The sequence below is a fragment of the Paenochrobactrum gallinarii genome (assembly GCF_014205685.1).
In the GTDB taxonomy this organism is placed as follows: Bacteria; Pseudomonadota; Alphaproteobacteria; order Rhizobiales; family Rhizobiaceae; genus Paenochrobactrum; species Paenochrobactrum gallinarii.
Map to the genome: position 1 here is coordinate 20,894 of NZ_JACIIU010000008.1, position 19,590 is coordinate 40,483.

Sequence of the window (19,590 nt, forward strand, 5' to 3'; positions counted from 1 at the left end):
AAAAATAACGCTCAAAATCCCAAGCAATCGCGAGGCTGCTAAAAGGCATAATGCGCGTTGGAAAATTGTTTTCTTAATACAAATAAAACGGCACCGGTTATTAAAGCCAGTGCCGTTTAATCTTCATTAGAGCTTTACCCAGCCTTCAGGCGGAAACTTGCCCGGATGGATAGTGCCGCATTTCGGGCAAGTACGCAGTTTTTCATCTGCATAAAATTCAGCATAAATAGGCGGCAGATCATCGACAATGGATTCAAGATCAACCTCGGCACGATGAACGCGTGTGGAACATTCAAAGCAATACCACTCCACTGCATCGAGCAAACCTTCAGGGCGGGCAGGTTCGATCACCAGACCGATGGAACCTTCCTGCGGGCGCTGCGGTGAATGGCGGATATGTGGCGGCAGAAGGAAAATATCGCCTTCACGGATGGGCACATCATAAAACTCGCCGCTGGACGTATCATGCAGTTTTAGCAGCATGTCGCCTTTCAGCTGGTAGAAAAACTCCTCCACCGGATCATCGTGGTAATCGGTGCGGCGGTTCGGACCACCGACAATGGTTACCATCAGATCGGCATCTTTCCAGATCTGCTGATTGCCAACTGGCGGCTTCAGCAAATGCTGATGCTCATCAATCCATTTTTGCAAATTGAAGGCGCTCAATTTTCCCATAGCTCAACTCCCCGAATTGTGCGCATCTGCGCTTGGCCTCCTGCTCCGCTTTACCCATGCCGCATATTAAAGGCGCACTAATTTACAGCCTACATCAGGCAAAACGGCTCCTCACCGGCTGAAGAAACAACCAGCCATCGCGCCCTGCTGCTCATGAGTTGGCATCACCGCGACGCAAAGCCTCTATGATGGTGATTTCATCCCTTAAGCAATTATATTGCAAGAATGAAAATTCCTATCAATTAATAAGATAAAGTTATAAATCTTGAATTTTATTTCGATGATCATTACTCAGCAACATGCCTTGTAAATGATTGCGCAGCACCGTGATAAAACTGCTCACGGCCGGAGATAAGGATTTTCCGGTGGCACGGATCAGGCATAAATCACGCGACACTGTCGGGTCAACCAAGGGGCGCGATACCAGATTATATTGATCAGCGCGCGACATTGCATAAGTTGGCAAAACTGCCACGCCTAAACCTGCCGCAACAAATGCCAAGGCAGTGGTCACCATAGACGCCTCAAACTTCGGGTGCAGTATTTGAGACGCTTGTTCGGCGCCCAATTCCATCAAGCGCCGGATACCGCTATTGCGTGACATCGCAATTAACGGCCACTGCGGCAGGTCATCCCAACGCACAAAAGCATTGCCAGCCAAAGGATGGTCGGCCGGCATAAACAAACCTAAATTATCCCGCATCAAAACGGTGCGTTCTATGCCTTCCTCATGCGCTGAGAAGGTGCCCAACCCGCAATCAGCATTATTGGCAACCACCTCTTCACGGATATCCTGATTGGGTGCATCCAGCACTTCAATATTGATACCCGGATAGTCTTTATGAAAAGCCGCAATCGCAAAAGGCACAATGGCTGAAGACAATAAAGGGGAGGCTGCAATACGAATACGCCCGCGTTTTCGGGCAGCGAGATCACGGGTATTTTGAATAGCATGGCCGAGATCTTCCATCACTTTGGAAGAGGATGCACGAAATTCCTCACCCGCTTGGGTAAGCTCAACACGGCGCGTGGTGCGGTCAAACATCCGCACACCGAGCTCACTTTCCATCTCGCGGATCATGATTGAAAGAGCTGGTTGCGCAACACCCATATGACGTGCCGCCGCAGAAAAACTTTTATGCTCGGCGACAGCCAGAAAGGCCTCAATCTGCTTGAGTGCAATGCGCATCTATCTTCCCATTTATATAAATTACTTATTAATTAATACGATAATTCATTCTGGATGAATAAACAAGGCAATGCAATGTTGCGCTCATAAACAAAATTTTTCCCAATTATCAATGCTGGCTGCGCCAGAAAAGCAAGGTTCCAGAATGACGAGTTACCCAAAACTTCAGCTTTATATTGCAGGTCAGTGGCGTTCTTCAAAAGAAACCATTCCCGTACTTAATCCGGCTGACGAAACTGTCATCGGCGCTTTACCAGTTGCAAGCCGTGCTGATCTTGATGACGCGCTGGATGCAGCAGCAAGGGGCTTTCGCATCTGGTCACGCACGGCGCCAGCAAAACGTGCCGAAGTTATTTTGCGCGCTGTGGCTTTGATAAAAGAACGCTCAGAAGAAATCGCCCGCTCCATCACCATGGAACATGGCAAGCCGATTGCACAGGCACGCCTCGAAGTGCAACGCGGTTGCGAATTTTTTGAATGGGATGCCGGTGAAGCCGTGCGCAGCTATGGGCGCGTTATCCCGAGCGAGCCGGATATCCGCTATATCGTTATTCATCAACCAGTGGGTACAGTGGCCGCCTTCTCACCGTGGAATTTCCCGATGAGCCAGCCAGCCCGTAAAATCGCCGGTGCCATTGCTTCGGGTTGTTCCATCATTTTGAAAGCAGCAGAGGAAACCCCTGCAGGAGCACTTCACATTGCCCGCGCATTTCATGATGCTGGCCTGCCAGCAGGCGTTCTCAATCTAGTTTTTGGTGTTCCGGCAGATATTTCATCCTACCTGATCCCGCAAGAACAAGTCCGCCTCGTTGCCTTCACCGGTTCAACCGCCGTCGGCAAACATTTGACCGAAATTGCCTCACGCAGCGTCACACCTGTTTTGATGGAACTGGGCGGACACGCACCGGTGATCGTTTGCGATGATGTTGATCCGATAAGAGCGGCCGAGCTTTCCGTTTCCAGAAAAGCACGCAATAGCGGTCAGGTTTGCACCTCGCCAACCCGCTTCTTTGTCCATAAAAACATCTACCGTTCCTTTTTGGATGCCTTTGTCGAACGGGCAAAAGCTGTCCGTATCGGTGATGGTTTTGATGCAAATACCGACATGGGGCCAGTCGCCAACCACCGCCGTGTCGAAGCCATTGAAACATTGGTTGAAGATGCCCGTGACCGCGGTTCGCAGATACTTGCAGGCGGCACCAAGCCAACGGGCAAAGGCTATTTCTATCCGCTGACCGTTGCAGCAGAACTTCCCGATGGTGCCCGTGCCTTAGAGGTCGAGCCATTCGGCCCGCTTGCATTAATCAATCCGGTGGATTCAGTGGAAGAAGCGATCGAACGCGCCAATGCGCTGCCTTTTGGCCTTGCGGCTTACGGCTTCACCCACTCCGCACACAATGCGCATATGCTTGCAGAACGCATTGAGGCCGGAAATGTCTCGATCAATACATTGGAAGCATCCGTTGCCGAAACACCTTTTGGCGGCGTTAAAGAAAGCGGCTATGGCCGTGAAGGCGGCGCCGAAGGGCTGCACCATTATATGACGGTTAAAAATATTTCACACCGCATGGTGCTGTAAAAAAACTAAGCAAAGCCTGCCATTTCATCAATGGCAGGCTTCTTTTTTATTATTCAACCGCCCATTCACACGTGGCAGTATCGGCTTTTTCAAAATCAACACAAATAAGGATCAGCTGATTATAATGGTCAGAATATTGCGTTAAAATTCGCACATCAGCATCACTTAAAGCGCGCGCAATTGCACCCAACTGACCAGGTGTCCCTTGTTTGAGTTTGCGAATAAGCGGACGCTGCATCGCAACCACTCGGATATTAGCAGCTTCAGCCGCAGCCCAAGCTGCCTCACCGTTTTTAAATAAAAAATGTGCAATCACCCGATCACCATTTGAGAAAACACCGCCACCTTCAAATGGAATAGCGGCTTGCCCCATCACTTCCCCAAGCTGTGCCAGCCCGTCCTTTTCACCGCTTAAATCAAACTCAATATCAAACATTATTTTCAACTCTCTCATGTATTTTACGGCTGTCATCAGGGGCTTGCTGGCGTTCACTCATGCCATAATCACGCAAAACGCTCGCAACTCTTAAACGGTAATTGCTGAAAACATGATCACGCCCAGCTGCCTGCACATTGCGGTGCATCGTCAGGTTGCGCCAGCGCTGAACAGCATCTTCATCGCGCCAGAATGACAACGACAAAACTTTGTTTGGCACGGTCAGGCTCTGAAACCGTTCAATCGAAATAAAGCCCTCAATATCATTCAAAAGCGGGCGCAACTGCGCCGCCAAATCCAGATATTCGCCTTGTGTATCCGGTGTCGTTTCCGCTTCAAAAATAACGGCGATCATGGCCATCCCTTTCTTAATTCTGACGCATCATAGCCAATTGACGGTTCTTAATGGTTCGATTAGCGTCGAACTATGAGTGAAGGTCCCAACATTGCCCGTATTGCCGCTTTAGTGGCTGACCCTGCCCGCAGCGCCATGCTGCTGGGGCTCATGGATGGCCGTGCTTTAACCGCAACTGAACTCGCCAATCTTGGCGGTATCACCAAGCAAACCGCCAGCAGCCATTTAGCAAAACTTGTTGATGGCTATGTGGTGAGTGTCGAAACACAAGGTCGGCACCGTTATTTCAAACTTGCCGGTGAACATGTTGCTTCCTTGCTTGAAGCTCTGATGGTTTTCAGCCACGACAGCGTAATGTTTCAACCAGCCAAAACTATCCGCACCGGCCCGAAAGATTTAAACTTACGCAAAGCCCGGATTTGCTATGATCATTTAGCCGGTGAAATGGGCGTAAAGCTCTATGATCATATGTTGGAACATAACTGGCTTCATGATGATCTGAGCGTTTCAGCAAAAGGCTGGGACATGCTCGCACAGATCGGCATTAGTCAAAATACTTTGCCGTTAAGCAACCGTCCACTTTGCCGGGTTTGCCTTGATTGGAGCCAGCGTCGCCATCATCTGGCAGGCCGCATTGGAAAAGCCGTTTTAGATCAAATGATTGCATTAGCATGGGCGCGGCGTTTGCCATCTTCACGCGTGATCAGCTTTACGCCAGAAGGTGAAAGACGCTTTTTTGAATGGCTGAAATAAGCGCCCAAGTTAAGCTCTAAACACCTTCATATTCATTTCAGATGATTTTTCTGTTTAGCTCAACCTTGATAAATTTTCCAATCATAGCAATCAACCAATTATTAAATAGTATATTGAAGGTGTGCCATGACGATGATGCTGGGCGTCAATTCCATGGAAATTATAGCTTCGTAAGACTCATTTTTCCTACTGCTTGATGCAATCAAGCCGCTCATTGCGAGCAATGGCTTCTTCGAAAATCCGTAAGCTCTGCTTGACCAACTTAGAGAGGCCACCTCCAACATCACGGAAAACGCCCACTTCAATTATATTCTGACCAACGGGACATATCTCTTCGCACATAGTCACAGACGTCTTGACCTGCTGATTTCACCAATCTCGCACGACAGCCATGCACCACAAACATGTATCATTGCCAGCCAATAAACGACCGATAATAAACTGCGGTCGTGTTTACTACCTCATGCTTTGACCGTGATCATCGAGGGTATATTAGCGGACAAACCGCCACGAACACCCTGCATCTAAGGCTGACTGGCAACAGCAAACCGTCATACTCGGCACAATAAAAACAATAGGTACAGCAAAATTTACATGCGCACCAGCAGCGCTCCACACGGGACGACGGCCACCTTCATGAGAGCAACCAATGCTTGCTCCCGCGCTTTTTACGTGTGTTTTTTGGTCACCCGTCCACCCCTACGATCAAAAAATTCTGGTAAATGGAGCTTTGAAAATGTCAATTCAAACACTGACCGTTGATGGTTTTAAAAACGATATTCTGGCAGACAATGGCGTACAAGAAATTCGCTTTTGAGCAGAATGGTGCGGCCCATGCCGTATGCATGAAAACGTTTTATCATAAGCTTGCCGATCGTTTTCCTAAAAGAAAAATGTTCGCAATCGGGCTTGTTCTGTTTGACTTGGCATCGCTGGCCGCAGTCCTTGCTCCCAACTATCAGGTACTTGCTTCCATTTGCTTTCTCCAAGGCATTGGCGGTGCCTTATTAGCAACTGCTTCCATTGTGCTGATCAATAGCAGTGAAGCCCCATGGCCTGATTTTCATGCATGGGACGTGCTTACAGTCGGACTTTTATTACTGATTTGCTTTTTTTGCACTTGAGAATAAAGTATCCTTCCCTTGCTGCCGCCGCATTTTCTGCTCTATGCCAACAGAACCGAGGACTTACCTGGTAAAAAGCACGCCGGTAGCATAATGAACAAACCAGCCGATTGCCTTTTCGCCAATCATCGGCTCGGACTGCGTAATATTGTTATGTTTGAATTTGCCTTACGGCATATGCTAAACTTGCACTCATGATTTCCGGTGAGATAAAAAACTAGTTTTTTTCACCAAATGCCGTTGCAACTTTAAGAGCCAAAGGCTTGCGCGCCAGCTATCTGCAAGACTAACTCCCTTCTTGGAAAGCCGCCGGTCATACGGTTGCAACACAATAAAAAATTCTGCCTTCCGCCAGCTTTTGGCGCGTTACCCTTGCAAATTATGCAATGTAACAGACGGGCAGACGACCTTGGCAATATCGCACAAATGACGATGGTGGGTCAGATAAATAACCTGACCTGCCTCCGCCATTTGGGCAAAAAGGCGCAATGTTTCTTCAGCTCGGAAATCATCAAAGCTTTCCATAATATCATCTGCCACAAATGGCAGCGCCGGACGTTCACGCACAAATTCATAATAACCGGCAACGCGTAATGCGAGATAAAGCTGAAAACGTGTGCCCTTGGATAATTCCTGCGCTTCACGCGAACTGCCATCCAAGGCTTTGGCGATAAGAATTTCTCCATCTTTGCCCGGTTGCGTCGCAAGTCCGGAATAATCACCACGGCTTATCGTTCTGAAAGCATCCGATGCCCGCTCCATCATAGAAGAGCGGTGCTTGTCGCGATAAGCAATCAAACCCGCCTCAGCCGCAGCAATACCGATGCGCAATTGCAGATAATTACGCGCACCGTCTTCAATTTCCAGCAATGTTGTGCGCCGGCGTTCTTCGATTTCCGCAATACGGCTATCGCCACCCACAGCCGCAATTTTATCTTCGGCCTGATTTTTGGCCAGATAAAGCTCCTGACAGCGACCATCAATATCTTCACTTCGGGCACGCAATTCGGTGAGCTCAGCCTCAACTGCTTCACGTTCCAAATTGCCAAGCTGCTCTTCGGCATTTTTTGTGCTTTCAGCACCCAGCATTGAAATGAGTTCAGCTTCCGCCTCTTCACTAAATCGTTGCAGCTCGGCACGCTCTTGCACTTGCGCTAGTTTTGCGAGCAATTCATCCAGCGTATCAACGCCAAAGAACTTGGTTTTCTCATGCTTTTTAGCGGTCAGAACCGACTGCGCTTCAACGATTTTGAGCCGCCGCTCATCCGCTTCTGACAGCGTTTCCATCAGTTTGCGGCGCCGCTCATCAGCACTGACTGCCGCCTTATTGGCCTGTTGCAACTGATGTGCCAGATCAAGCGGTTCCAGCCGCTCATGATCGAAACCAGCTTGTAAGCTTAAATCCTGCACTTTAAGGCGGAATTGCTGCTGATCTTCCTCCATCTTGTCGATGCGTTCAGCCAGCGAATTTTGTTTTTCCAGCGCAGTTTCAAGCTCGCGCATCAAAGGCAAAATCTCGCGCACGGTGCTCAGATCAACATGTTCTCCACTTTGCCCCAGCCAGCAAGTTGCACAAAGTTCCTGCCATTGTTGTTGCCATTGATGATCATCTTGCTTAACCGCATTGAAAACATGTTCACGGCGCTGCAACTCTTCAGCCGATTTGGCCACAGCTGCTTGCAGTTTTTGCCATTCAGCTTTGCGCTCCATCAAATCAGCACTTGTTGCAATCAGGCTTTGCAAGGACGGTTTTTCGCCAATTTTAAAAACAAAACCACCGCGTTCCAACAGCTCTTGCAAAGAGTTGATCGCTTGAGCCTCATCATCCAGCGCCGCATCTATTTTGCGTTGCGCACCCAGCATTTTCTCACGCAATTCCAAGGCTTGAGTGCGGCGCGCCAGCCACTCTTCAAGATTATCAATATTCAGAAAACTGACCAATGAAGGCGACATTTTCTCAACAAAGCCGCTGACCTGCTGCATCAAGACGGCAAGTGTTTTTTCAGCATTTTCAAGTGCCGTTTCTGTGCGTTGCAGCTCATCTTCTGTCAGCTTATGATCATGGGTTAATTGCTGCAACTTGGTCAGTGCAGTCAGTTGCGAAATACGGCTTACCTGCACCTGATCGTCTTGTCGCAACACATGCTCAAAACTATCCGCAGACCCCTGATCTAATTGTTTGCGATGCGCAATCCATGCCTCGTCCCGCGCACGGCGAATAGCAATAGCTGCGCTTTCATCGACAATCCCCTGACTTAAGGAGAGCGCATCTTTTTCGCTCTGCAACTGCGCCAAACGGTTAGTTAAGCGCGCCGCCTCATGCGCCCAATGTTTGACCTGATCTTTTTGAGCGGCAATCTCTGCCTTGCAGTGCAGCACATGGCTCTGATCCGGCACGATCATACCAGCCAAGCGCTCAGCACCTTCATTATAGGGGCGCAAATCACCGAGCCGCGCTTCAAATGCTCCTTGTAAATCAGTCAGGTTTTCTCTCAGACCCTGCTGGCGAGTGTGAAAGTCTAAGACCCGCAAACGTGCTGTCAAAGCATCCAGCTCATGACTCAATGCGCCATCCAGTTGCAATGCCTGATCATCACCCAAAGCCTCTTTGTTTTGAGCCTTTAAAAGCTTTGCCTGCTGCTCGGCATGTAATAATTCTGCTTCTGCCGCTTTTAATTCACTATCAAGGCCAGAGCGCGCTTCAATCAAACCAGTAAACTGACCGGTTAAGCGGGCAGACAAAACCAGGTTTTGCGGGTCTTTTTCATTTTCACGCCCTAACCGGCGCAAGATACCTTGCAGAACGCCCTGCACTTCGCGTGCTTCCAGATGGCGCTCGGGCAGGTCTTTGGCAGCCGTTAAAAAGCGGGCGCGCAAGTCTTCCAGCTCTGCAATCCGGCCAGCCAATGGCAGTGCATTTTCATCCACTTCAATCGCATCAATCTGATGGCGCAGACGTTCCATTTCATCTGACAAAGATTGCAATTGCACCCGCAATTCAATCTCTTGTGCTTGCAATTCCCTAACCTCCGCCGTCCAGTCATATGGCGGCTGCGGCAAATATTGCAATGGTGCCAGTCGTTCACGTAAGCGCTTCAAACTGGCGAGGCGCGGCAAAGCATTGAGCTGCTTTTCAAGCGCGGCAATGCGCAAGCGCATGATATTACGCTCACCATTAATCTCTTCATATTGCTGCGTCGCCTGATCGCGGTTCTTAACCAGCAGGGCAAAATCAGCAGCAAAAACATCAAATTGTTCCCGCTCAGCTTTTAGATCAGCCAATTGCGTTTTCAGAGCTTGCAGCTGGCTGTTACGGCCACGAAACTTGTAAAACAAATCCGCTTCACTGCGCAGATCCGTCAGCCTATTGCTCAGTTGCGCCAAGCCGGCACTGGCCGAAAACAGCAATTCGCCAAGGTCGCCTTTGCTGGCAAGAATATTCTCGCCGCCCTGTTCCAGCGTTTCATCATTCAATGAAAACATCGTGCGATAGCTGTCGCGTTCCATCGCGCCGATATCTGCCCGAATAGCACTTTCCGGCAATGGCCGCCCCTGCCCGTCCAGCAGGCTATTATTTGGCCGTTTGATGCGGACAAATTCTTGTTTTTCACCATTAACTTCAACCAGCCCGCCAAGCTGCATCGTGTTATAAGGATGAATAAAATCATAAGAGCTTTGCGCACCAATTCCGAAGATCAAATCCAACAGACCTGAAAAAAGCGTCGATTTTCCGGCTTCATTTGGCCCATAAATGATGTGAAAATCGGGTTTTTTGTCTGTTTTTTCACCAAATTCGATCTGTTTATCAGTAAATTTGCCATAACGGGTGAGGTCAAATCGCTGTAATCGCATTTTTTAAGCCTCACTCTCATCAGATTGAAGTCGTGCGATAACATTCTCAGCACCCACTTTTACCAGTCCATCAATGATGGCTTGAAACTCTGCCTCATCCTGCCCGAATATATCGCGGCATTCCGGTGGCAATTGCGCTTTCAACTCTTCTGCAATCTTTTGCGCATCCGCCTGAAAAGCTGGCGTCGACAAAACATCCTCACGCACCAGATGATAAAGATCATGCAGCGGATCACTCTTGGAATTGAGATTTTCAAGCAGTGGTTCACAGGCAATTTCAAGCTTTTCAATCCATGTCTGCCCGATGGATATAGCCTTGGCCTGCAACTCTTCCAGAAGCAAATCCGCATCGCGGCGAATACGCCATGCAAGCGCCGTTTGTCCGGTCAAAAGCACACGGAAAACACCATGTTCAGCCGTTACCGTGCCTGCATTTTGCTGTAATGCCGATCCGATAAATTGCACCAGCTCCGGCCACTCAACAAGACCACTGACATTGATCGTTAAGCGTTCAAATTGCGCGATACTGGTGACATGCTCAACAATTTCAACCGAACGATCATGGTTGACGGTGACAAGGCTTACCGATTTTGCGCCGGCCTCATTAATATCGCGCCCCTGCGGCATACCCGGCATCACGATGGCACAAGCACCTTCCACAATGCTGCGTTTGTGAATATGCCCCAATGCCCAATATTGAAAACCGCTTTCCTGCAAATCTTTGATACTGCATGGCGCATAAAGATCATGACCTTCGCTTCCGGCCAGACTTGTGTGTAAAAGACCGATATTAAATGCACCGGCCTGCGGCTGCTTATATTTAGGCAGCAGACTATCCGGCGCATGGGCTTGCGCAAAGCTTAAACCATGAATGCAAATCGGAAAAGGCGTGTCTGCATGGTCAATTTCGACCATTTCCGCCCGTCCGCCAAAGAGTTTAACACTATCAGGCAGTACCAATTCTTTGGTAATACGCGATAAAGCATCATGATTGCCGCGAATGATAAATGTGCTGATTTTTGCATCATCAAGCCGCTTTAATTGCTCATGCAAAAAGCGCGCGGTTTTCATTGAGGTCTGGTCACCGTCATAAAGATCACCGGCAATAAGCAAAGCATCGACATTTTGCGCGATACATAAATCAATAATGCGCACAAACGCCTGACGTGTGGCATTGCCGATCAGTTCCGCCAATTCGCTATTGCGCAATGCAAGCGAGCGCAGCGGTGAATCCAGATGAATATCGGCAGCATGTACAAAACGAAAAGTCACAACAATTCCAGCACGTTCAAATTAATCACGCCAGTGTCAAGATCGCACCAGCGTTCCATTTTTTCATATTCCTTTGGAGCAGAAAAAACATCATTTAGCAATGATCGCTTATTGTTGCGCTAAATCAGGCTGGCGGCTTGATTATGCACCGCCAGCCTGTCAGATCGGGTCATCTCAGATCTTTTCTTTGATGCCTGTATGTCCTTGCAGCAATTGCGCAAAAGGCGTGATTTTATTATCAAGCGCCACGCCGGATTTGCGTGTGCGCTGATCGGCAAGATTGGGCACAAAACCACCGACACCGGTTTTTTCTGCCACCACTTGCGCTGTAAATTCGCTTGCCGCACGCTGGATGCGGCGCGCCAAATCTGTGCCCGCCGCACCGCCGCCAAAATCTTCTGTGGCAGCAAACACACCTGTCGGCATAATAACGGCACGCAAATAACTAAAAAGCGGCCGCAATGCATGGTCAAGCACCAGCGAATGTCTGGCTGTTCCGGCAGTGGCGGCAATAATCACCGGCATGCCGTTAAGGGCATCCGTGTCCAGCACATCAAAAAGCATTTTGAACAAGCCGCTATAGCTTGCAGAGAAAACCGGCGTAACCGCGATCAATCCATCAGCGGCAGAGATTTTATTCTTCACCTCGGACAAACGCGGAGTCGGGATGCCACCGGTTATCATGGTTGTTGCCAGTTCAATGGCAAGCTCGCGCAGCTCAATCACCTCAATTTGCGCTTCTTCACCCCGCGCACCAACCTGCGCACGCACGGCCTCAGCAATCTGATCTGCAAGCAAGCGTGTAGATGATGGTTGTGACAAGCCTGCACTGATAACAATAATCTGTCGTGCCATTCTGGCCTCCTGAAATCAGGTGACGGGAAGCTTGCCCCCCGTCACGATAATTGATTGCGCCTTTTAAAAAGACAAAGACATCACTTTGTCTCTTTGCCTGTTTCAAGCGGAATAACCTTGCGGTGTTTTCCGTCTTCGCCTTGTGCCTTCAAGCTGGCATGGCTTGGCGGGTCACTTGGAATATGTGCCGGACGGCGCGCCTCAAACTCTTTACGCAAAACCGGAACAACTTCCGTGCCCAAAAGTTCGATTTGCTCCAGCACCATTTCTTCCGGCAGACCAGCATGATCAACAAGGAAGAGCTGACGCTGATAATGACCGGCATAATCCGCAAAGCTCAATGTGCGCTCAATGACCTGTTCCGGTGAACCAACGGTCAGCGGGGTCATTTCCGTGAACTCTTCCAGCGAAGGACCATGGCCATAAACCGGCGCTTTATCAAAGTAAGGACGGAATTTCGCAACCGCGTCCTGACTGTTTTTCTGCATGAACACATGACCACCAAGACCGACAATCGCCTGATCGGCACTGCCATGGCCGTAATGCTCAAAACGCGAGCGATAAAGATTAATCATCTCCTCGGTATGTTCTTTGTTCCAGAAGATATTATTGGCGAAAAAGCCATCTCCATAGAATGCAGCCTGTTCGGCAATTTCGGTGCTGCGAATAGAACCGTGCCAGACAAATGGCGGCGTATCATCAAGCGGTGCCGGTGCCAGTGTGAAACCACGAAGCGGTGTGCGGAACTGGCCTTCCCAATCCACCACCTTTTCACGCCACAAACGGCGCAGCAGATGATAATTTTCAATCGCCATCGGAATACCCTGACGGATATCCTTGCCAAACCACGGGTAAACCGGCCCCGTATTGCCGCGTCCCATCATCAAGTCCACACGACCATCGGCCAGATGCTGAAGCGTAGAAAAATCTTCAGCAATCTTTACCGGATCATTGGTGGTGATCAGGGTTGTCGCGGTGGTCAGCTGAATCTTGCTGGTCTTAGCCGCAATCCAGCCCAGCATCGTTGTCGGCGATGAAGGCACAAATGGCGGATTGTGGTGTTCACCGGTGGCAAACACATCCAAACCAACCTCTTCGGCCTTCAAAGCATATTTCATCATGGCTTTGAGGCGCTGATGCTCGGTTGGTGTATGATTGTTGGTTGGATCAGTTGTCAGATCACCGACAGTAAAAATTCCAAACTGCATAATAACACCTGTCTATTTCTGCTGCGTGAACGCAGTCAAATATGAAATGGCGGCAAGCGCCTTTTGTTAAGCTTTATATAGTGTTTGTGGTTGCGATTTAACGGGTTGATATTGAAGACAGATTGTCAACAAAGCCGTGTGAATTTCAGCGAGGAGCCAGTGCTTTACGGTCAATAAACTGACTGTAAAGAAGGCTGATGATTACGATGGACACACCTGCTGCCTGCATCCATGAAGGCACAACACCACGGAAGATGGCATCAAGCACAAAAGCCGTCAGCGGGGTGAGCAAAAACAATGGTGCAATAGCCGCAGCGCCAGCGCCCTGAATGGCTTTGAACCACAAGACAAAGGTAACGGCTGTCAACATTAAGGCGACAATCGCCAGTCCGGCAATATTGGTCATATCCAGACTTGAGGGAATATCACCAAGCCAGATGGCGACAAGCGAAAGCTCAACCGCAGCAACCAGTAATTGCCAGCCGGTAAAAGCCAGCAACGATTTTGGCCGTCCCCATTTATTGACCAGCAAACCGCCGATTGCGACGGAAAGAGCCGAACCAAGCGCTGCTGCAACGCCCCAAAGATCAATCGAAGCATCACCTTTGAGTACAATCATCGCCACACCAATGGCACCCAAAGCCACAGCAGCAACCTTCAATCTTGATGGTTTGAAACCCAGCATCGGCCATGCAAGCAACACCATAAACAAAGGCCCCAGCGCCTGAAATGTTGCCGCCACGCCACCGGGCAATCTGATGGCCGCAATGAACAACAAACCAAAAAACAGACCGCAGTTTAAAGTGCCGAGCACAATGATTTTAAACCACCATTCACGCGGCAGAAATTCGCGCGCGAGCACCAAAAGCGGAATCGCAGCCCCTGCAGCACGAACCGCCGCAATAAACATCGGATTTTGCGGCAGCATGGTAACGGTAATGATATAGGTAAAGCCCCATAAAATGGTGGCAACAGCAGCGGCTATCTTTGGTGGCATAACACACATCCATTCATAACATTCAGTCTGTGGTTCAAAGGCGGTTACGGGCTGTCGAAACAGCCCGTAATTTATCACTCAGAACAAGATTTACCCTATGGCTGATTAAGCTTTGGCATTTGCCTGAGCGCGGGCATAGCTGTCCATCAGGTTTTTATAATCAGGAATATGATTGGCAAACAAAGCGCCCAGACCTTCCACATCATTGCGCCAGTCACGGTGCAACTCACATGCAAGACCAAACCATGACATCAGCTGTGCACCGGCCTGTTCCATACGGCTCCATGCCGCATGGCGGGTCATTTCATTAAATGTGCCGGAGGCATCCGTGACTACAAAAACCTCATAGCCTTCTTCAAGCGCTGAAAGCACCGGAAATGCCACACAAACTTCCGTCACCACACCTGCAATAATCAATTGTTTTTTGCCGGTTGCTTTGACCGCTTTGACGAAATCTTCATTGTCCCAGGCATTGATCTGGCCAGGGCGCGGGATAAAGGCTGCATCAGGCAGTTTTTCATGTAATTCCGGCAGCAACGGGCCATTCGGGCCATCTTCAAAACTGGTAGTCAGCACGGTTGGCAAGTTGAAATATTGGGCAATATCGGCAACTGCAAACACATTATTGCGGAACTTGTCAGGGTCGATATCACGCACCAGCGACAACAGGCCGGACTGATGATCCACCAGCAGCATAGCAGCATTATCTTTGTCGATACGGTTATAGGTCTTTGACATTGTTACACCTCTGTTTAATCTGCACATTTGAAGGATGAAACGACAGCGGCAGAAAGCTGGACTCATCGGGGGTTAGAAATTGAAATGGGTTGAAAAGCTTAAGCCGGAATAGTGCCGAACTTGCCCGCTCTGAAATCAGCAAAAGCCTGCTGCAACTCGACCGCCGTGTTCATGACAAAAGGCCCGCGCATGGCAACCGGTTCGTTTAAAGGTTCACCGCTTAGCACCAATACCGAAGCATCACTGATAGCTTCCATGTTGAAATCAAAACCAGTCTGATCCAGCAGCACGAACTGGCCGGCGTGCGCTTGCGTATTACCGTTAATGGTTACCTCGCCCTTTAAAATGACCAAACCAGCCGTATGGCCAACCGGCAAATCCAAAGTGGTATATTTGCCTTGCGTGAGGCTCACATCCCAAAGATCGATCGGTGAGAATGTCTGTGCCGGCCCTTTATGGCCCTTATAGTCTCCGGCAATCACCCGTAAGTGACCGGCCTTTTGCGGCAATTCAACTGACGGAATATCGGCCTTCAAAAGGGTTTGATATGCAGGGTCGGCATTTTTATCTTTTGCAGGCAAATTCACCCAAAGCTGCACCATATTGAACAACCCGCCACGACTGGCAAAAGCAGGTGAGTGAAACTCCTCATGCATGATACCAGCCGCAGCTGTCATCCACTGCACGTCACCGGCACCGATAACACCACCCGCACCGGTCGAGTCCCGATGCTCCACTTCACCGTCATAAACAATCGTTACGGTTTCAAAGCCGCGATGCGGATGAGCATCAACGCCGCGCGTTTCTGAGGTCGGCGTAAATTCCATTGGCCCGGCATGATCCAAATGCAGAAAAGGGCTGATATGCTCACCCATTGTGCCATAAGACATCATGGTGCGTACCGGAAAACCATTACCAACCCAGTGCTGTGCCGGACTGTTGTAAATTCCAATAACTTTTCTCACATCATTTCTCCTGCAAGCCAAACTGCTTGTCCATCTGTTGCAACGGATATATTCCTGCGACAAAAAATTGAATAGTCAGCGAAATCATGCATCACTATCCTAAAAATAGGACAATCACCGGATCAGGGCCTGAAAATGCAAGACCTCAATGATTTTCGTTTATTTGTGGATGTGGTCGAACAAAACGGCTTCTCGGCAGCTGCCCGCAAACTCGGCCTGCCGCGTTCACGGTTAAGCCGTCGTATTGGTCTGTTGGAAGAAAGCCTCGGTGTTCGCCTGATCCAGCGTTCCACACGACAATTCATCGTCACCGATATCGGGCAGGAATTTTATCATCACTGTAAAGCCATGGTGATTGAGGCTGATGCGGCACGCGATGTTATTCACCGTGTCCATTCAGAGCCGCAGGGCACGATTAAAATCAACTGCCCGCCTTCACTGCTCTATTTACAGGTCGGCGAAATTACGGCGCGTTTTATGACGCAATATCCGAAAGTGAACATCATTCTCGATAACACCAACCGGCGTGTTGACGTGATCCGCGAGGGGTATGATCTGGTGTTTCGTGTGCGGTTTCAACCGCTGGAAGACAGCGATCTCATCATCAGCAATCTTGGCAGCAGCACCCAAAGGCTTGTGGCCAGCCCCGATCTTTTGGCGCATTGCATGGCACGTCCGATGGTGCCTGCTGACCTCTCCGTTATGCCAAGTTTTGCATGGGGACCAACGCAGGGCGAACATACATGGTGCCTTGACGGCCCCGATGGCGCCAGCATCAAAATCCCTTATTCGCCACGTCTGGTTACGGAAGATATGGTGACGCTCAAACATGCCGCCCTTGCCGGTGTCGGCGTGTGCCAGTTACCGACAATCATGGTGCATGATGACCTCAAGGCGGGCAGGCTTATTGATATTCTGCCACAATGGACACCGCGTGCGGGTATTGTCCATGCGGTCTTTCCTTCACGGCGCGGTCTCTTGCCATCTGTTCGTAAACTTTTGGATTTTATGGCCAAAGAATATGCCATTTTAAGCGAGATTGAAGCGCAATATTTACGCGATCTGGGGCAATTACAACGCTAGTTGTGCCTGCCCCAGACCAGCAATCTGTTTTATTGCGCTGTCAGCCTAATCTGCATCGTCGTTGCTTTCTCAACCGCTTCGCGGGAATAAACCAGTGGCACATGTTTGGCCTGATGCCAGTTTTTCAACAAGTCGCCATAATGCTCTGAGTGCGGCACACCCGACTGTCCCGGATTATTGACAAACAAGCTGTTGTCCCAAGTGCCCACATCAATGACCATGCGGACAGATGGGCCTGATGTCACCGAAAAATCACTCAAGCGATAATTGGCTAAATTGAGCGCCGAACTGCTGCCGCCCACAGGTACGGAATCCATCGACCAATTACTGTCTGTCAATGACTGAAGCGGATGGCGCAATTCAAGCTTATGGATAGTGCCCCAGCTCCACTGGCTCGCATCATCACCCATGAAACTGCGGCACTCAGCCATCGCATTACTCAGGCTTTCGCGAATATCAGCGGTCAATTCAGCAGTTACATCGGTCTTTTCCAGCCAGCCAACGACATTTTGAGAGTCAAACGGCATCAGCAAAGCCATGACTTCAAGCGTTGCACCTTCGCGCTTGGCAACCAGTTTGCCTAAATGCTTACTGAACCAAACTTCAAATAAGGCGGAAGCAGGCGAACTGGCAACCAGATTGCCGTCAAAATCACGCAAAATCTGCCATGCTTCATGGGCATCATCCGCTTTGAAGAAGGCATGAAGACGTTTCAGCGCACGGGCAGCGATTGGCGAGAAAGTCGAAACCTGCAAATCCACGCAATCAGCCAGTGTGATTGGCTCATCACGACCCAATTCGCGATATAATGTATCCTGACGGCTGCTATCTGCCCATTCATAACCGATAGCCGGATTACTGGCCGTCCATTCTGCCGGAATATTCAAAGCATTGGCAGTTGCTACAAAACCGCATGACGGATTAACCGCGACTGGCCCTGCTTCCGGCGCCAAATAGCCGTTCCATTCATATTGACCATTGCCCAAAACCGGCAAAAGACCATCCCAATTATCACGAATTGGCGTGGCGCCTGATGGTTTCCATGCAATCGTATTGGCCGTATCAGCATAGATGTGATTGACCGACGGGCAGCCCCAGCCTTTCAGTGCTTTGACATAATGGGCATAGGTTTTAGCACGCATAACCGAAAGGCTGGCCATATAAGGCGCCATGCCTGCATCCATCCACACTGTGCGCAATGCAAAGATGCGATTATTGGCTTTATCTTCATAAAGCACAGGGCCGTGACGGGTGAATTTATATTCCACCGTCTGATCAGGGTGACCTTTAACCGGAATAGTGTCTGCAATTGTTGTTACAGTTTCAAAACTATCGCCATAGACATATTGATCGCTCTCACCCTCTTTGGTGTCATAGACATAAATGTCTTCCTGATCAGCACCAAAAATTGTCAGGCCAAAAGCAGCAGTACCATTATGCCCCATGGAAATGCCCGGCACCATTGGTTCACCGGCACCTATCACATCAAGCCCCGGCATCGTCAAATGAACCACATAGCGGATGGATGGTAAAACATGGGTACGATGCGGATCAAGCGCCAAAATCGGGCGACCAGTTGCTGTTTTATCTGCCGAAATTGCCCAATTGTTGGAGCCTTCCTCAAAAGGCGCACGATCAATTTCACCCGCCGGTGTCACAGCCGTCCAAAAACGTGCCTCATCCAACGTTGCCGCAAGGCGCTCTTTTGAGAAATTAACCGGACTAACCGCCAGACGGAAATCACGCAAAACCCTGTCGGTCACAACGGCCGGATCCAAGCCCTCAACCGGTTGTGGCACGTTGCCAAGCACCAGTTGTTTACGCAATAAATCGAGTTTCGCACCAAGTTCTGTGCCCGCTGCCGCCATCACTTTTGCACGGGTTAGTTCCGAGGTTGCATTCATTACCAGCGAGTGGCTGCGCACGCGCACCACATCTTCTGCCGCCCAATGATCGGGCTTGGTGCCAAGCAGCGTAAATTCCGGCGGCAATTCGTTTTCACCGCTCAGACAACCATCGACATAAGCATTGATCCCTTGCGCAAAACTTGTGCAAATTTCTTCAGAATCTTCGCCATAAGCCTGCCATTCAGGCTGCATGTCCCCGCGATAAAGAAACAATCTTGCGGCTTTATCCTGCTCCAGATAGCCGGGACCAAAATCACGCGCCAACAATCCAAGGCCGCGTTTACGTGCCAGATCAATTTGCCAAAGACGATCACGCGCCGCATTCCAGCCTTGCGCAAAAAACAGATCATGCAGATTTTGCGCATTGATATGCGCAACGCCCCATTGATCCACATTAATCGTGACATCGTCTTGCAAACCCTTAACGCGGGCTGCGGCTAAATTGATCGCGCCGGACATAGCAATTCTCCAATTATTTCCATGCAACTCAATGTCTGGAAATAGTAAAAAAACGGTTCGGATTATTATCATCCGAACCGTTCCGATCTGACCTCATTCGGGGTTTAAAAACAACCCTGCATAGAGACATGCATGTCTCAATC

17 protein-coding genes and 1 pseudogene are annotated in these 19,590 nt (G+C 49.6%); 5 read left to right on the forward strand and 13 right to left on the reverse strand.

What is annotated here, in order from left to right; all coding sequences use genetic code 11:
• Positions 1-126: 126 nt before the first annotated feature.
• Both FHS77_RS09435 and FHS77_RS09440 read right to left on the reverse strand, forming a co-directional pair.
• On the reverse strand, positions 127-675 hold the full coding sequence (locus FHS77_RS09435; RefSeq protein ID WP_184222694.1) for a 3-hydroxyanthranilate 3,4-dioxygenase: 549 nt from the start codon (positions 673-675) through the stop codon (positions 127-129).
• A 256-nt stretch (positions 676-931) separates the two neighbouring features.
• Positions 932-1,864 (reverse strand): LysR family transcriptional regulator, encoded by a 933-nt coding sequence (locus FHS77_RS09440; protein ID WP_184222697.1) that lies wholly within the window; start codon positions 1,862-1,864, stop codon positions 932-934.
• A gap of 145 nt (positions 1,865-2,009) precedes the next feature.
• Between FHS77_RS09440 and FHS77_RS09445 the strand changes: the two genes are divergently transcribed.
• Positions 2,010-3,443: an NAD-dependent succinate-semialdehyde dehydrogenase gene (locus FHS77_RS09445; protein WP_184222699.1), complete on the forward strand. Its 1,434-nt coding sequence runs from the start codon at positions 2,010-2,012 to the stop codon at positions 3,441-3,443.
• Positions 3,444-3,492: 49 nt separating this feature from the next.
• Here FHS77_RS09445 and FHS77_RS09450 read toward each other — a convergent pair whose 3' ends face one another.
• Positions 3,493-3,879 carry an amino acid-binding ACT domain-containing protein gene (locus FHS77_RS09450; RefSeq protein WP_184222701.1) on the reverse strand — a complete coding sequence of 129 codons (387 nt, stop codon included), beginning with the start codon at positions 3,877-3,879 and terminating at the stop codon, positions 3,493-3,495.
• The gene (locus tag FHS77_RS09455; RefSeq protein WP_184222703.1) at positions 3,872-4,234 is read right to left on the reverse strand and encodes an antibiotic biosynthesis monooxygenase family protein; all 363 of its coding nucleotides are present in this window, start codon (positions 4,232-4,234) and stop codon (positions 3,872-3,874) included. Before FHS77_RS09455 ends, FHS77_RS09450 begins: the two co-directional genes overlap by 8 nt.
• A gap of 72 nt (positions 4,235-4,306) precedes the next feature.
• On the opposite strand from FHS77_RS09455, the gene FHS77_RS09460 reads away from it, so the two are divergent.
• The 3 genes from FHS77_RS09460 (at position 4,307) to FHS77_RS09470 (ending at position 6,111) form a co-directional block, all read left to right on the forward strand.
• Positions 4,307-4,987, forward strand: coding sequence for an ArsR/SmtB family transcription factor (locus FHS77_RS09460; RefSeq protein WP_184222705.1), 681 nt, complete (start codon positions 4,307-4,309; stop codon positions 4,985-4,987).
• A 249-nt stretch (positions 4,988-5,236) separates the two neighbouring features.
• The gene (locus FHS77_RS16485) at positions 5,237-5,413 is read left to right on the forward strand and encodes a class II glutamine amidotransferase (protein ID WP_184222862.1); all 177 of its coding nucleotides are present in this window, start codon (positions 5,237-5,239) and stop codon (positions 5,411-5,413) included.
• Between the two features lie 335 nt (positions 5,414-5,748).
• Positions 5,749-6,111, forward strand: a complete 363-nt coding sequence (locus FHS77_RS09470) for an MFS transporter (RefSeq protein ID WP_184222707.1) — start codon at positions 5,749-5,751, stop codon at positions 6,109-6,111.
• Positions 6,112-6,174: 63 nt separating this feature from the next.
• Here the strand turns inward: FHS77_RS09470 and FHS77_RS16490 are convergent.
• The 8 genes and pseudogenes from FHS77_RS16490 to FHS77_RS09510 form a co-directional block, all read right to left on the reverse strand.
• A pseudogene (locus FHS77_RS16490) lies at positions 6,175-6,267 on the reverse strand (DUF2938 family protein); the annotation flags it as partial.
• Positions 6,268-6,477: 210 nt separating this feature from the next.
• Positions 6,478-9,963, reverse strand: coding sequence for an AAA family ATPase (locus FHS77_RS09480; protein WP_184222709.1), 3,486 nt, complete (start codon positions 9,961-9,963; stop codon positions 6,478-6,480).
• A gap of 3 nt (positions 9,964-9,966) precedes the next feature.
• On the reverse strand, positions 9,967-11,235 hold the full coding sequence (locus FHS77_RS09485; protein WP_184222711.1) for a metallophosphoesterase: 1,269 nt from the start codon (positions 11,233-11,235) through the stop codon (positions 9,967-9,969).
• Between the two features lie 174 nt (positions 11,236-11,409).
• Positions 11,410-12,090 carry an FMN reductase gene (locus tag FHS77_RS09490; protein ID WP_184222713.1) on the reverse strand — a complete coding sequence of 227 codons (681 nt, stop codon included), beginning with the start codon at positions 12,088-12,090 and terminating at the stop codon, positions 11,410-11,412.
• 80 nt (positions 12,091-12,170) lie between these two features.
• Positions 12,171-13,298: an LLM class flavin-dependent oxidoreductase gene (locus tag FHS77_RS09495; protein ID WP_184222715.1), complete on the reverse strand. Its 1,128-nt coding sequence runs from the start codon at positions 13,296-13,298 to the stop codon at positions 12,171-12,173.
• Positions 13,299-13,443: 145 nt separating this feature from the next.
• Positions 13,444-14,295: a DMT family transporter gene (locus FHS77_RS09500; RefSeq protein WP_184222717.1), complete on the reverse strand. Its 852-nt coding sequence runs from the start codon at positions 14,293-14,295 to the stop codon at positions 13,444-13,446.
• Between the two features lie 105 nt (positions 14,296-14,400).
• The gene (gene ycaC / locus FHS77_RS09505) at positions 14,401-15,033 is read right to left on the reverse strand and encodes an isochorismate family cysteine hydrolase YcaC (RefSeq protein WP_184222719.1); all 633 of its coding nucleotides are present in this window, start codon (positions 15,031-15,033) and stop codon (positions 14,401-14,403) included.
• Between the two features lie 98 nt (positions 15,034-15,131).
• Complete coding sequence (locus FHS77_RS09510) at positions 15,132-15,998, reverse strand: pirin family protein (RefSeq protein WP_184222721.1); 867 nt, start codon at positions 15,996-15,998, stop codon at positions 15,132-15,134.
• Between the two features lie 135 nt (positions 15,999-16,133).
• Between FHS77_RS09510 and FHS77_RS09515 the strand changes: the two genes are divergently transcribed.
• A complete protein-coding gene (locus FHS77_RS09515; protein WP_184222723.1) occupies positions 16,134-17,081 on the forward strand; it encodes a LysR family transcriptional regulator in 948 nt (315 codons plus the stop codon).
• Positions 17,082-17,110: 29 nt separating this feature from the next.
• Here the strand turns inward: FHS77_RS09515 and FHS77_RS09520 are convergent, their stop codons facing one another.
• A complete protein-coding gene (locus FHS77_RS09520; RefSeq protein ID WP_184222725.1) occupies positions 17,111-19,447 on the reverse strand; it encodes a penicillin acylase family protein in 2,337 nt (778 codons plus the stop codon).
• Between the last annotated feature and the right edge of the window lie 143 nt (positions 19,448-19,590).